This window comes from Deinococcus koreensis, assembly GCF_002901445.1.
In the GTDB taxonomy this organism is placed as follows: domain Bacteria; phylum Deinococcota; class Deinococci; order Deinococcales; family Deinococcaceae; genus Deinococcus; species Deinococcus koreensis.
Window position 1 is genome coordinate 2,144,041 of sequence record NZ_PPPD01000001.1, and the last position, 13,960, is coordinate 2,158,000.

Here is a 13,960-nt window from a genome sequence, read left to right on the forward strand (position 1 = left end):
TGCTCACCCGGCCTCTTTCGGCCCCCGGAGCCCCGTTCTGCCCTCACGGGCCTGCAGCACCGCCGCCACCTCGGCCGGCGAGACCCCGACCTCGGCCAGGGCGAACAGGGTGTGGAACAGCAGGTCGGCGGCCTCGGTCGCCAGCTCGGCGCGGTCGCCGTTCTTGGCGGCCAGCAGCACCTCGCCCGCTTCCTCGCTGATCTTCTTGAGCACCCGGTCGAGCCCGCCGGCGTGCAGCCGCGCCACGTAGCTGTTCTCCGGCAGGGTCGCCAGCCGCTCTGCGATGGTGGCGTACACGCGCTCCAGCGTGCCGTCCAGGCCAGTCCCGGAGGGTTCGCCCTCCAGCAGGGGCCGGTGGAAGCACGAGTACTCGCCCGTATGGCAGGCCGGGCCCGTCTGCTCGACGCGATACAGCAGCGAGTCGCCGTCGCAGTCGAGCCGCACGTCCACGACCTGCTGGGTATGGCCGCTGGTGGCTCCCTTGACCCACTGCTCGCCGCGCGAGCGCGACCAGTAGGTGGCCTCGCGGGTCTCCAGCGTGCGCTGCACGGCGGCGCGGTCGGCCCAGGCCTGCATCAGCACGGCGCCGGTGCGGGCGTCCTGGGTCACCACCGGGATCAGGCCGGCGGCGTCGAAGCTCAGGCTGTCCAGGCTGGCCGGTGCCGGACTCACGCGTCCCTCCAGTCGGGGCGCACCGGCAGCCCCTGGGCGTGCAGGTAGGTCTTGACCTGGGGCACCGTCAGCTCCCCGAAGTGGAAGACCGAGGCGGCCAGCGCGGCGTCGGCGTGCCCACCGGCCTCGCCGCCCAGCAGCACGTCGCGGAAATCTTCCAGGCGGCCGGCGCCGCCCGAGGCGATCACCGGGATGTCCACGGCCAGCGCCACGGCGCGGGTGGCCTCCAGGTCGAAGCCGGCGCGGGTGCCGTCGGCGTCCATGATGTTGAGACAGATCTCGCCCGCCCCCAGGCTCTGGCCGCGCTCGGCCCACTCCAGCAGATCCAGGCCGGTGTCGATGCGCCCCCCGCCCCGGAAGACGTTCCAGCCGCCGCCCGGGCGCCGCTTGGCGTCGATGCTGAGCATGACGCACTGGGCGCCGTGGTGCTCCGAGGCCTCACGGATCAGCTCGGGGCGGCTCAGCGCGCCCGAATTCACGGAGATCTTGTCGGCGCCGGCCATCAGCAGCTGCCGGAAGTCCGACAGGGCCACGATCCCGCCGCCCACGGTCAGCGGCATCATGACCTGCTCGGCCACCTGGGCGGCCACGTCCAGCATCAGCGAGCGCCCCTCATGGGTGGCGGTGATGTCGTAGAAGACCAGTTCGTCGGCCTGCTGGGCCTCGTAGGCCTGGGCCAGGGTCAGCGGGTCGCCGGCGTCGCGGTGGTCTTCGAAGAAGCGCACGTTCTTCACCACCCGGCCGCTCTGCACGTCCAGGCAGGGGATGATGCGTTTGGTCAACATGCCCGGCAGTGTACCCGCCCGGCCCGGAGGGCACTGCGGCCCGCTTCGGCCGGGGCGCGGAGATTGAACCCGGTTCAGTCCTGCCGGAATGTGCAAAACCTTTAATCAATCTTCATACGACGGGGTAGGCTGCAGGCAGATCACGTCACGTCGGCCTGGTGTGACGAAGCCAGCAGCCCGGCGAACAGGCTCGCCCGTCCATTCAGTTCAGGAGAGCAGTGACGACTCGCAGAATTCTTCTTATCGACGACAACCCACACGACCTCGAACTCGCCCTGAGCGCCTTCGGAGACGCGCAGGCCGATGGGGTCGAATACGCCGTGGACGTGGCGGGCAGCGGCCAGGAAGCCATGGAGCGGATGCAGCAGGCCCTGAGCGGCGGTCAGGAGGGTCTGCCGGATCTGGTGCTGCTGGATCTGAAGATGCCGCAGATGGACGGGCTGGCCGTGCTGGACGCCCTGCAGGCCGAGGAAGGGCTGCGCGATATCCCGGTGGTCATGCTCACGACCAGCGGCGAAGACCGCGACATCCGCGCCTCCTACGAGCACGGCGCGAGTGCTTACGTCATCAAGCCCATGGACTTCAGACAGTTCCGCGAGGCCATGCACACCATCCGCGCGTTCTGGGCCACCCTGAACCACCGCCCGCGCCTGCGCTGACCGGCTCTGCACCGACCGCCTCCGTTCTTGGGCACTCATTCATGCCCCGGAGTCCTCAGGGCGTGCTCGCGTAAGCTGCCCCTATGCGCGTGTACATCGGTTGCGGCGGCTACAGCAACGACGACTGGACGGCCCCGGGCCTGATCTACGAGGGCGTGAAGAAAGACGAGTACCTGGACACCTACGCCCGGCATTTCGACGCGGTGGAACTCAACTCCAGCTTCTACGCCATCCCCGGCCTGAAGGCCTTCGAGGGCATGGCCCGCAAGTCGGGGGGCCGCACCCGCTTCGCGGTCAAGCTGAACAAGGCCTTCACCCACGACCGCGCCCCCACCGACGCCGATTTCGACCGGATGCTGCAGAGCCCCGAGCCCCTGCGCGACGCGGGGCTGATGGGGCCGTACCTGGCGCAGTTCCCCTACTCCTTCCACCGCACGGCCGAGAACCGCAAGTACCTGCTGATGCTCGCCGAACGCTTCGCCGGGCACGAATTGGCCGTGGAACTCCGTCACGGCGGCTGGGACAAGCCCGAGGTGCGGGAGGGCATGGGCGAGTTCGGCCTGATCTGGGTCAGCCCGGATTACCCGCCGGTGGGCGGCATGCCCGAGCCGCAGGTACACGTGACCGGCGACGTGGGCTACCTGAGACTGCACGGCCGCAACAAGGGCTCGTGGTGGGAGGGCCAGAGCGCCGCCGAGCGCCACGACTACCTCTACAACCGCGCCGAAATGGACGAGTGGGCCGAGAAGATCGCCCTGGTCGAGGGGGATCTGAGCGAGCTGTACGTGTTCTTCCAGAACACCACGAAGGGCCACGCCCTGAAGAACATCCCCCTGCTGCGCGAGGCCCTGAACGCCCGCGGCGTGCCGGTGAAAACGCCTGATCCGGGGGACGACGGGCGGCTGTTGTAGAAGGCTGATGGCTTCAAATCTTTAGCCATCTGCCATCAGCCTTCTGCCTTCCGCCATCTGCCATCTGCCGCCTTACCCCGTCTTCCTCAGCCCACGCCCCGCGATGATCCCCGGCGCGTGCTCGGCGGCGGTGCGAACCAGGATGCCCATCTTGTGGGGGTTGGCCTCCAGATCGATGCGCAGGCCCAGGTCGGCGGCGGCCTCGGAGCACGCCGGGCCGATGGACACGATCACGAGGCGGTTCAGGGCGGCGCGGGCCTCGTCCAGCAGCTTCAGGCGTTCGGCGTACTTCAGGAAGTGCAGGGCCTGGGTGCCGCTGGAGAGCAGCAGCACGTCCGGGCCGCCCAGCACCACGTCGCGGATCGCCTGGGCCAGCGGCGCGGGGTCGAGCGGAAAGGCGCAGCGGTAGACCGGCACGCTGGTCACGCGGATGCCCGCATGGCCGAGTTCGCGCAGCATGGCGACCGGCGTAGCCTCGCCGTATTCCAGAATGACGCCGTGCTGGCCGCGCTGCAGGCCGGCCAGCATGGCCTCCATGACCTCCTGCCAGGTGTGCGGGCGGGCCACCATGACGCCGCTCAGGCCGAACTCCCTGAGGGCCTGCAGGGGTTTGTGACCCCGCGCGATCAGCGGCACGCCCCTGAGCAGCGTGAGGAGTTCGGGGTCGCGGGCGGCGAGCTCACGCAGGAACAGCCGGGTGCCCACCCCGGTCATGCAGGCCAGGGCGTGGACGGTGCCGGCCCGCAGGTCGCGCTCGAAGGCGGCCAGCGCAGCCGTCAGGTCGAGCTTCTGCTCGCGCATGGAGGGCGCTACCGTGGCCCGGCCGCCGTATTTCTGGATCAGCGTGGCCATCTCCTCGGCGCGGCGCGATTCCAGACTGAGCACGTTCAGACCGCCGAACCAATCCATACCTCACCTCCCTGCACCCGCACCGGGTAGGTGGGCAGTTTCACGGCCGGGTCTCCGACGTACTCGCCGCTTTCCAGATCGAAGGCGTGCCTCAGCAGCGGCGAGGCGACCTTCAGGCGGGTCTCGCCCGCGCGCGTGTAGCTGCCGGTCAGCCCGCGCGAGATCACGCCTACGCCGGTGAAGGGATCGCGGTTGCCCACGGCGAAGAGCTGTCCGGCGACGTGGAATACGGCCACCTGCTCGCCGCCCACCAGGGCACACACGCCCAGGCCGGGAAGGATGTCGTTCAGGGCACACACGCGCTCCCAGTGCAGGGCCGGGTCGTGAGGCTGGCGAGTCGGGGTCAGGGTCATGCGGCAGCTCCTTGGGGGAGGGGGGACACGGAAGCAGGGTGGTGGAGGGTGGTCAGGCCCAGGTCAGAGGGGGGCCCGTCAGTCGTCTCCCCCCGCCATTGGCAACGGAATGAGTCCATGGGTAACGGCTGGGCGGATCTGGCCGCGCTCGTCGACCCACTGGATGCCGTCGTCGCGTTCCGGCGAGTTGATGAAGGTGCGGAAGCGTTCCGGCGTGCGGGGATCCTCCAGCGCGGCGGCCCACTCGTCCTGGTAGGTGCCGACGTGCGTGGCCATGGCGGCGTCGAGGTCGGTGCACAGGCCCAGCGAGTCGTCCAGGATTACCGAGCGCAGGTAGTCCAGGCCGCCCTCCAGGCCCTCCAGCCAGGTCGAGGTGCGCTCCAGGCGGTCGGCCGTCCGGATGTAGAACATCAGGAAGCGGTCGAGAACCCTGATCACCTCGCCTTCCGAGAGCCCCTCGTCCAGCAGCACGGCGTGTCTGGGCGTCACGCCGCCGTTGCCGCCCACGTAGACGTTCCAGCCCGTCTCGGTGGCGATCAGGCCGAAGTCCTTGCCGCGCGCCTCAGCGCACTCGCGCGCGCAGCCCGACACGCCGCTCTTGAGCTTGTGCGGGCTGCGCAGGCCCCGGTAGCGCAGCTCCAGCCGCACGGCCAGCGAGGTGCTGTCCTGCACGCCGTAGCGGCACCACGCACTGCCCACGCAGCTTTTCACGGTGCGCAGGCTCTTGCCGTAGGCGTGCCCGCTCTCGAAGCCGGCCGCGATCAGCCGCTCCCAGATGGCCGGCAGGTCGCCCACGTGGGCGCCCAGCAGGTCGATGCGCTGCCCGCCGGTGATCTTGCAGTACAGCCCGAAGGTGCGGGCGACCTCCCCGATGGCGATCAGCCCCTCGGGGGTGACCTCGCCGCCGGGGATGCGCGGCACGACCGAATAGGTGCCGTTCTTCTGGATGTTCGCCAGGAAGGCGTCGTTGGTGTCCTGCAGCGGCGCGTGCTCGGGACTGAGCACGTAGTCGTGATGCAGGCTCGCCAGGATGCTCGCCACCGCCGGCTTGCAGATCTCGCAGCCGTGGCCCGCGCCGTGCGAGGCCAGCACCTCGTCCCACGTGCGGTAGCCGCGCACGCGCACGAGGTCGAACAGCTCCCGGCGCGAGTGCGCGAAGTGCTCGCAGAGGTAGTTCGTGACCGCCTCGCCCAGGCGGCGCAGTTCGCTCTGCAGCAGCCCGTGCAGGCTGGGCACACAGCCGCCGCAGCCCGTGCCGGCGCCCGTGCAGGTCTTGAGGCCCGCCACGTCCCGCGCGCCCCCGCCGATCGCGGCGCACAGGGCGCCCTCGCGGACGTTCTCGCACGAGCAGATCAGGGCGTCTGTGTTGGATGATGCCGCTCCGGGCAGCGGGGGCACGATCAGCGTCTCGGGGGGCACGCTCAGCGCCGCGCCGGAGAGGTTCAGATCCAGCAGGTCGGCGTACCGGGCCGTGTCGCCCACCAGCAGGCCGCCCAGCACGCGGGTGCCGTCAGCGCTCAGCACCAGCTTGGAGTACGTGCCGCGCACGTTGTCGCTGAGGCTCACGGTGCGGCACTCCGGCGTGGTGCCCCGGGCGTCTCCGAACGACCCGACCTCCACGCCCAGCAGTTTCAGCCTGGTCGACAGGTCGGCGCCCTGGAAGTGGACGGGCTCGCCCGCCCGCACGCCCAGCTCGCGCAGGACGTTGGCGGCGACCACCCGCGCCATCTGGTAGCCCGGCGCCACCAGCCCGTACACCCGGCCCTCGTGCAGCGCGCATTCTCCGACCGCGTACACATGCGGGTCGCTGGTGCGGCCGGTGTCGTCGATCCCTATGCCGCCGCGCTCGCCCACGGTCAGCCCCGCCGCGCGGGCCAGGTCGTCGCGGGGCCGGATGCCGGCGGAGAAGACCACCACATCGGCCTGCAGCCCTGTGCCGTCTGCGAACTCCAGGCCGGTCACGCGGCCCTGGTCGTCCGCCGTGATCTGCCGGGTGGCGGTGGCGGTGTGCACGCCGATGCCCATCCCCTCGACCGTGCGCCGCAGGGTCGCGCCGCCTTCCGGGTCGAGCTGCGCGGGCATCAGGTGGGGGGCGAACTCGACCACGTGGGTCTGCAGCCCCAGCTTCCGCAGCGCCCCGGCCGCTTCCAGACCCAGCAGGCCGCCGCCGATGACCACGCCGCTGCTGGCGCCCCGCGCGGCCTCACGGAGCCTGTCCAGATCGTCCAGCGTGCGGTACACGAAGCAGCCCGCCGCGCCGTTGCCCGGCACGGGGGGCACGAAGGGCACGGAGCCAGTGGCGAAGACCAGCGCGTCGTAGCGCAGCGTCGTGTCGCCCACGCCGACCGTCCTGGCCTCCACATCGACCCCGTGGGCGCGGCCGTAGACCACGCGCACGCCCGATCCCGCGTAGCCCTGCTCGGTCGCCAGGGCCAGCTCCGGGCGGGGGTCGTCGAAGTGGCTGCTCAGGTGAACGCGGTCGTAGGCGAGGCGCGATTCCTCGCAGATCACGGTCAGGCCGAGCTGCGTGGCGTCCGCCTGGGCGCGCAGCTGCTCGACCAGCCGGTGGCCGACCATGCCGTTGCCGATGATGACCACCTGGGGCGGTGGGATGGGGTGGGGTGGGGTCATGGGCTCCTCCGGGTCAGCTCTGATCAGGTCAGCTCTGGTACGGAGCAGGGGGTTCCGACCTGCTCCTGCCGTCCACCGTGAGCCATGAGGGAAAGATTGTCAAGAGATTGATGAACATGATGCACGATCTGGCCGACTCTCACCTGAAAATGTAGACAACTCAGGCAGAATGTCACGCAGAAGTTGAACGTCCAGCAGATTCGGCCTTGACTTCCCCTGTCTTCGCCCGCAAGGTGGGCCCATGACCGCGCCCCCTGCCGCCGACGCGCGCCCTGTCCGCACCACCTGCCCGTACTGCGCGGTGCAGTGCAATTTCGATCTGCACATCGAGCGCGGCCTGCCGGTCAAGATCACGCCGACCCGCGAGTGCCCGGTCGCCCACGGCACCGTCTGTAAGAAAGGGCTGGCCGCCCTGAACGACGTGCGCCACCCGAACCGGCTGACCCAGCCGCTGCTGAGGCGGGGTGGCGAGCTGGTGCCGGTGTCCTGGGCCGAGGCGCTGGCTTACATACGGGAAGCGCTGACGCCCCTGCTGGAGCGCGATCCGGCGCGGGTGGGCGTGTTCGGCAGCGGCAGCCTGACCAACGAGAAGACCTACCTGCTGGGCAAGTTCGCGCGGCTGGCCCTGAAGACCCCCAACATCGACTACAACGGCCGTTACTGCATGGCCTCGGCCAGTGCGGCCCTGAACCGCACGGTGGGCTACGACCGGGGCCTGGGCTTCCCGCTGGCCGAGATGGGAGAGAGCGACCTGATCGTGCTGGTGGGGGCGAACATCGCCGAGACGCTGCCGCCGCTGGTGCAGCACCTCAGCGTGGCGAGGCGCCGGGGCGCGCTGGTGTACGCCATCGACCCGCGCGCCACGACCACCGCCAGGGTGGCCGGGCAGCACCTGGCTGTGCGCGTGGGCACCGACGGCGTGCTGGCGCTGGGCCTGCTGCACCTGATGAAGCGGTGGGGCCACATCCGCCCGACCGCGCCGGCCCACGGACTGCTGGAGGTGCTGGAACAGGCCGACGCCTACCCGCCCGGGCGCGTGGCCGCCGAGTGCGGCATCCCGGAGGCCGACCTGCTGACCCTGGCCCAGCGCTACGCCGACGCGGTGAGGCCACTGATCCTGACCGGGCGCGGCGCCGAGCAGCACGCCCACGGCACCGACACCGTGCAGGCCTGGCTGAACCTGGCCTACCTGTGTGGGCACTTCGGCAAGCCTGGCGGCGGCTACGGCACCCTGACCGGCCAGGGCAACGGCCAGGGCGGGCGCGAGCACGGGCAGAAGAACGACCAGCTCCCCGGTGGGCGCTCCCTGCGCGACCCCCGCCACCGCGCCGAGGTGGCCGCGCTGTGGGGCGTCTCGCCCGACGACCTGCCCCAGCCCGGCCTGTCGGCGCAGAACCTCCTGAACGCCTGTGGACGCGAGGTCGAGGCCCTGATCGTGCTGGGCTCCAACCCCGTGGTGAGCGCGGCGGGCGCCGGGCAGATCACCGAGAACCTCAGGGCCCTCAAGCACCTCATCGTCATCGATTTCCTGCCCTCCGAGACGGCGCAGCTCGCCACCCTGGTGTTGCCCGGCTCGATGTGGTGCGAGGAGGAAGGCACGACCACCAACCTGGAGGGCCGCGTGCAGCGCCGCCGCAGGGCCATCACCGCGCCCGGCGCCGCCCGCGAGGACTGGCGCATCCTGTGCGACCTCGCCGCCGCCGTGGGCCGCCCCCAGGGCTTCACCTACAGCGGCTTCCGCGAGCTGCAGGACGAGTTCTTCCGCGCCACGAAGGGCGGAAAGGCCGACTACTCCGGCCTGAGCGCCGAGCGCCTCGACCGCGCCAGCGCCCAGTGGCCCGTGCCCAGCGCCACGGGGCCGGACACCCCCCACGCCTACGCGCCCACCTACCCGACGGCCGACGGGCTGGCGACCCTGCACGTGCCGAGCTTCCCGCTGCCGACGCCCCCACGCACGCTGACCCTGACCACCGGCCGCCTGGGCGGGCAGTACCAGAGCGGCACCCAGACCCGCCGCAACCCGGCCCTGCGCGCCGAGAACACGGCCCAGATCCACCCCGACACGGCCCGCGAGCACGGCCTCGGGCCGGGTGACTCGGTGACCCTGCGAACCCTGCACGGGCAGGCCACGCTGCCGGTGTCCATCAGCCCTGCCATCCGCGCCGACACGGTGTTCCTGCCCTTCCACTGGCCGGGGGCGGCCAACCTGCTCACCGACCCCTACACCCTCGATCCGGTGTCGCACATGCCCGCCTTCAAGGGCACGCCCGTGACCCTGCGCCCGGCCCACGCGCCGGCGTGCGCTCCCGCCCGCCCGGAGGTGGCCCTGACATGACAGGCCACACGACCGGAGCTGCGCCGCCTTAAGTCCCCTCCAGAACATCGTTTCCCGCCCTGTCCGGAGGCCGATGAGCCGGTCAGTTCCCCCTGTCGTCTCTCGCTGCCACCCCCGGAGGCCCCATGACCGTATCCACCGCGCCCACCCCCACGCCCACCCCCACGGCGCCGCCCCTGAGCCGCGAAGCCCGGCAGGTCGTGACCTTCGCCACGCTGGGCTTCACGCTGATGTTCGCCGTGTGGGTCATGTTCGCCATCGTGGGCCTGCCCATCCGTAAGGAGCTGGGCCTGAGTGACGCGCAGTTCACGCTGCTGACCGCCATTCCCGTGCTGACCGGCTCGCTGCTGCGGCTGCCCGCCGGCATCTGGGCCGACCGCTACGGCGGCAAGAAGGTCTTCCTGGGCGTGCTGCTGATCACGGCCGCCTTCGCGCTGGCGCTGTCCTTCGCCACCGGGTACGGCGTCCTGCTGGCGTTGGCGCTGGGGGTTGGGCTCGCAGGGGTCAGCTTCGCGGTCGGCAACGCCTGGATCGCCCAGTGGGCGCCGGTCAGTCGTCAGGGCCTCGCGCTGGGCACCTTCGGGGCGGGGAACGCGGGGGCCAGCCTCACCAAGCTGCTCGCCCCGGCGCTGATCGTCGCCGTGCCCACCGGCCTGCTCATCCCCGGCGGCTGGCATTTCGTCCCTTTCGTCTTTTCCGTGCTGCTGCTCCTCTGTGCGGCCCTGACCGCCCGTTTCACGCCCGCCGACACCGCGCAGCGCAGCGCCCGCACACTGGCCGACTGGCTGCGCCCGCTGGCTGGCGCGCAGGTCTGGCGCTTCGGGCTGTACTACGTGGTGTTTTTCGGCGCCTACGTGGCCCTGAGCCTCTTCCTGCCCAGGTACTACGTCGACCACTACGGCCTGCCGCTGGCCCGCGCCGGCCTGCTCACCGCGCTGTTCATCTTCCCGGCCAGCCTGCTGCGCCCCCTGGGCGGCTACCTCAGTGACCGCTTCGGCCCGCGCGCCGTGACCGTCACCTCCTTCGGCCTGATGCTGCTGGGCCTGCTGCCGCTGATGCGTGAACTGCCGGTGGCCACCTTCATGGCGCTGACCACGCTGGTCGGCGTGGGCATGGGCGTGGGCAAGGCCAGCACCTACACCCTGATCGCCCAGTGGTACCCCGGCCAGATGGGCGTGGTCGGCGGGCTGGTCGGCCTGCTCGGCGGCCTGGGCGGCTTCATCCTGCCGCTGCTGTTCGCCGCCCTGAAACCCAGCCTGGGCGCCCAGTCGGCGTTCGTCATCCTGTTCGTGCTGAGCGTCGGCAGCGGCGTGGTCTTCGTGGCGAACATGATCCGGCTGAGGGTGCTGGGGCGGGCGCCGAGCTTCGCTTGAGGTACGCGCTGGCCGTCTGGCGGTCGTCGAACCGTCTAAAAGTCGAACGGTCTAACAAGGACTTTCCTGTTAGACCGTTCGACGGTTTGACTGTTAGACCCTCCTGTACGCCACCTTCCCATCCACCACGGTCAGCAGCGGCCAGCCCTTCAGGCTCTCGCCGGCCCAGGGCGTGAACTTCGCCTTGCTCCTGAAGGTGGCGGGCTCGACTGTACGTTCCGTCTCCAGATCGAGCACCACCAGATCGGCGGGGGCGCCAGCCTCCAGCGACGGCTCGGGCCAGCCCATCACGCGGGCGGGCGCGGTGGTCATCAGCTCGATGATCCTCTCCAGCCCCAGCGATTCTCCAAAGCGCGTGTACATCAGCGGAAAGGCCAGTTCGATGTAGGCGATCCCGCTGGGTGCCTCCAGCAGATCGCGCTCCTTCTCGGCGCGGGTGTGCGGCGCGTGATCCGTGGCGAGGCAGTCCACGGAGCCGTCGCGCAGCCCTTCCAGCAGGTGCTCGGCGTCGGCCTGCGTCCGCAGGGGCGGGGCGACCTTGTAGATGGCGTCGAAACTCCGCAGCGCCTCGTCGGTCAGGGTCAGGTGGTGGGGGCAGACCTCGCAGGTCACGCTCAGGCCGCGCTTCTTCGCCTCGCGCACCAGATCGAGCGCGCGGGCCGTAGACAGGTGTTGGATGTGCAGCCGCGCCGGGCGCCCCTGCGCATGCAGTCCCGCCACGATCTCGATATCGCGGGCCACGCGCGCCGCTTCCGCCGCCGCCGGGTTGCCGGGCAGCCCCAGCGCCTCGGACACGGCGCCCTCGTTCATCACGCCATCGGCACGTAGAGAGGCGTCCTCGGCGTGCACCGAGACGACCATGCCCAGGCTCGCGGCCGTTTCCAGCCCCAGCCGCAGCGTACGCGCGTTCTCATTGGTGCGCCCGTCGTCGGTGAACATGGCCGCGCCCGCTTCCTTCAGGTAGGTCAGTTCGGCCAGCGCCTCGCCCTGTTGCCCCCTGGTCAGCGCCGCCGCCGGCCGCAGCCGCGCGAAGCCCAGCCCCTGTGCCTTCTGGATCAGCGAACGTACGATCGCCGGATCATCCACGACCGGCGACGTGTTGGGCATCGACACGACCGTGCCGTACCCGCCCGCCGCCGCTGCCGCGAGCCCGCTGGAAAGGTCTTCCTTCTCGGTCTGCCCCGGCTCCCGCAGGTGCGCGTGCAGTTCGGTGAAGGCGGGGGCGACGGTGCCGCCCTGGCCGTCGATGGTCTCGCCCTCGGCGGGAAGATTCCAGCCCTTGATGGTGCCGTTCTCGATGGTCACGGATTCGGTCTGATCCGAGCCGATGCGTTTGATGTTGGTGATGGTGATGGTCATGTGTCGTTTGGCTCCCTTGTTTGAAGGTGACGAGGGCTATGAGCTATGGGCTCTGAGCTTTGAAAAATCTCTTGCTCAGAGCCCACAGCTCATCACTCAGAGCCCCTTACTCCCGTCCCACCAGCAGGTGGTACAGCACGCTCATGCGGATCGCCTGGCCGTTCTCGACCTGCTTCAGGATGCGGCTGCGCGGGCCGTCGGCGGCTTCATGACTGATCTCCACGTCGCGGTTCATGGGGCCGGGGTGCAGCACGATGGCGCCGCTTTCGGCCTCCTGCATCAGCCCCTCGTTCACCTGGTACGTGTCGGCGTATTCCTGCAGGCTGCCCAGGAAGCCGCCGCCCATGCGCTCCTGCTGCAGCCGCAGGGCCATGACCGCGTGGGCGCCGCGCACGGCCGCCTGCGGGTCGCTGGTGAGCGTCACGCCGGGGAGCGTGCCCAGTTCGGCGGGCAGCAGCGTGGCCGGGCCGCACAGCACCACCTTCGCGCCCAGTTTCGGCAGCAGCTCGGCGTTGGAGCGGGCCACGCGGCTGTGCCGCACGTCGCCCAGGATCGCCACGGTTTTGCCCTCCAGCGAGCCGAACTCCTGCCGGATGGTGTAGGCGTCGAGCAGCGCCTGGGTGGGGTGGGCGCGGCGGCCGTCGCCCGCGTTGATGACCGGCTTGCCGCTGTAGCGGGCGACCAGATGCGCGGCCCCGGCGGCGTGGTGGCGCACGATGTAGGCGTCCACCTTGTACTGCGTGAGCACCTCGACCGTGTCGCGCAGGCTCTCGCCCTTGCTGGCGGAGCTGGCGCCAGCGGCGAAGGTCATCACGTCGGCGCTCATGCGGCGGGCGGCGAGTTCGAAACTGGTGCGGGTGCGCGTGGAGCTCTCGAAGAACGCCGTGCAGACCGTCATGCCCTGCAGGGCCGGCACCTTCTTTACGGGCCGGTCGAGCACCTGCAGCATGGTGTCGGCGTTGTCCAGAATGGCGTTCAGGCGCTCGGGCGACCACTCGGTGAAGTCCAGCAGGTGGCGCGGGCGGGCGGAGGTGGTCGTGGTCGCGGCGCTCACTTCACGTCCTCCAGATCCCAGAGTTCCACGATGTCCACGCCGTCCGTTTCCTGCAGCTTGACCTTCACGACCTCGCTCTTGGCGGTCGGCAGGTTCTTGCCCACGTAGTCGGCGCGGATGGGCAGCTCGCGGTGGCCGCGGTCGATCAGCACGGCGAGCTGGATGCCCAGCGGCCTGCCGAGGTCGATCAGGGCGTCCAGCGCGGCGCGCACGGTGCGGCCGGTGTACAGCACGTCGTCCACCAGGATCACCCGGCGCCGGGCGATGTCGAAGGGCACGTGCGTCTCGCGGATGATCGGCTGGTGCGCCACCTCACTGAGGTCGTCGCGGTACAGGGTGATGTCGAGCATCCCGGTGGGGATCTCCACGCCCTCCAGCTCGCTCAGCTTGGCCGCCAGCCGCGCCGCGATGGGAATGCCGCGCGTGTGCACGCCGATGATCGCCAGATCGTGCGCGCCCTTGTTGCGCTCCACGATCTCATGCGCGATGCGCGTCAGCCCGCGCCGGATCTCGTCGGCCGAGAGGATGGTGGCCTTAGGCGCCACGGGGCGCCTCGTTGATCGTTGATCGTTGATGGTTGATGGAAACAGATGTTTTATCCATCAACCATCGACGATCAACCATCCACACAAAAACGCCGTCCAGCGCACGCTGACGGCACATCACTCCATTCGACATCCTGAACTCCTTCTCCGGCCTCACGGGGCGGGTGCGACCTCACGGGATCGCGGGGAAAAAGGCGGGGCGTGTGCCCCAGACCTCCGGAAGTGTAACAGGTGGGCCACAGCACTGAGCCGCAGAACCGAGCTGGCAATCGCATACACCTTGCTTAACGCGCACTAAACTTGACACGATTGCACTCAGGTTTTAAGATGGGCCTTGTTGAGCGTGAAGCCTGACAAGGCAGTCTGGTACGCGC

General features: G+C 70.1%; 12 protein-coding genes. 4 read left to right on the forward strand and 8 right to left on the reverse strand.

Annotated elements, in window-relative coordinates:
- Window positions 1-3 precede the first annotated feature (3 nt).
- A complete protein-coding gene (gene hisIE / locus CVO96_RS10170) occupies window positions 4-672 on the reverse strand; it encodes a bifunctional phosphoribosyl-AMP cyclohydrolase/phosphoribosyl-ATP diphosphatase HisIE (RefSeq protein ID WP_165795269.1) in 669 nt (222 codons plus the stop codon).
- Window positions 669-1,457 (reverse strand): imidazole glycerol phosphate synthase subunit HisF, encoded by a 789-nt coding sequence (hisF, locus tag CVO96_RS10175; protein WP_103312132.1) that lies wholly within the window; start codon window positions 1,455-1,457, stop codon window positions 669-671. The genes hisIE and hisF overlap by 4 nt, the downstream gene beginning before the upstream one ends.
- Window positions 1,458-1,675: 218 nt before the next feature.
- On the opposite strand from hisF, the gene CVO96_RS10180 reads away from it, so the two are divergent.
- Window positions 1,676-2,116: a response regulator gene (locus tag CVO96_RS10180; RefSeq protein WP_103312133.1), complete on the forward strand. Its 441-nt coding sequence runs from the start codon at window positions 1,676-1,678 to the stop codon at window positions 2,114-2,116.
- Between the two features lie 83 nt (window positions 2,117-2,199).
- Window positions 2,200-3,027, forward strand: coding sequence for a DUF72 domain-containing protein (locus CVO96_RS10185; RefSeq protein WP_103312134.1), 828 nt, complete (start codon window positions 2,200-2,202; stop codon window positions 3,025-3,027).
- 72 nt (window positions 3,028-3,099) lie between these two features.
- Here the strand turns inward: CVO96_RS10185 and CVO96_RS10190 are convergent, their stop codons facing one another.
- The 3 genes from CVO96_RS10190 to nirB form a co-directional block, all read right to left on the reverse strand.
- A complete protein-coding gene (locus CVO96_RS10190) occupies window positions 3,100-3,936 on the reverse strand; it encodes a uroporphyrinogen-III synthase (protein ID WP_103312135.1) in 837 nt (278 codons plus the stop codon).
- Window positions 3,915-4,289, reverse strand: a complete 375-nt coding sequence (nirD, locus tag CVO96_RS10195; protein WP_103312136.1) for a nitrite reductase small subunit NirD — start codon at window positions 4,287-4,289, stop codon at window positions 3,915-3,917. The genes CVO96_RS10190 and nirD overlap by 22 nt, the downstream gene beginning before the upstream one ends.
- Before the next feature lie 78 nt (window positions 4,290-4,367).
- Window positions 4,368-6,920, reverse strand: a complete 2,553-nt coding sequence (gene nirB / locus CVO96_RS10200) for a nitrite reductase large subunit NirB (protein WP_103312137.1) — start codon at window positions 6,918-6,920, stop codon at window positions 4,368-4,370.
- A 241-nt stretch (window positions 6,921-7,161) separates the two neighbouring features.
- On the opposite strand from nirB, the gene CVO96_RS10205 reads away from it, so the two are divergent.
- Together CVO96_RS10205 and CVO96_RS10210 are read left to right on the forward strand one after the other, a co-directional pair.
- On the forward strand, window positions 7,162-9,255 hold the full coding sequence (locus CVO96_RS10205) for a molybdopterin oxidoreductase family protein (RefSeq protein ID WP_103312138.1): 2,094 nt from the start codon (window positions 7,162-7,164) through the stop codon (window positions 9,253-9,255).
- Window positions 9,256-9,380: 125 nt separating this feature from the next.
- Window positions 9,381-10,628, forward strand: a complete 1,248-nt coding sequence (locus CVO96_RS10210; protein WP_103312139.1) for an MFS transporter — start codon at window positions 9,381-9,383, stop codon at window positions 10,626-10,628.
- Between the two features lie 93 nt (window positions 10,629-10,721).
- Here CVO96_RS10210 and CVO96_RS10215 read toward each other — a convergent pair whose 3' ends face one another.
- The 3 genes from CVO96_RS10215 to pyrR form a co-directional block, all read right to left on the reverse strand.
- Window positions 10,722-11,987 carry a dihydroorotase gene (locus CVO96_RS10215; protein ID WP_103312140.1) on the reverse strand — a complete coding sequence of 422 codons (1,266 nt, stop codon included), beginning with the start codon at window positions 11,985-11,987 and terminating at the stop codon, window positions 10,722-10,724.
- Window positions 11,988-12,093: 106 nt separating this feature from the next.
- A complete protein-coding gene (locus CVO96_RS10220; RefSeq protein WP_103312141.1) occupies window positions 12,094-13,041 on the reverse strand; it encodes an aspartate carbamoyltransferase catalytic subunit in 948 nt (315 codons plus the stop codon).
- On the reverse strand, window positions 13,038-13,586 hold the full coding sequence (gene pyrR / locus CVO96_RS10225; RefSeq protein ID WP_103312142.1) for a bifunctional pyr operon transcriptional regulator/uracil phosphoribosyltransferase PyrR: 549 nt from the start codon (window positions 13,584-13,586) through the stop codon (window positions 13,038-13,040). The genes CVO96_RS10220 and pyrR overlap by 4 nt, the downstream gene beginning before the upstream one ends.
- Window positions 13,587-13,960 lie beyond the last annotated feature (374 nt).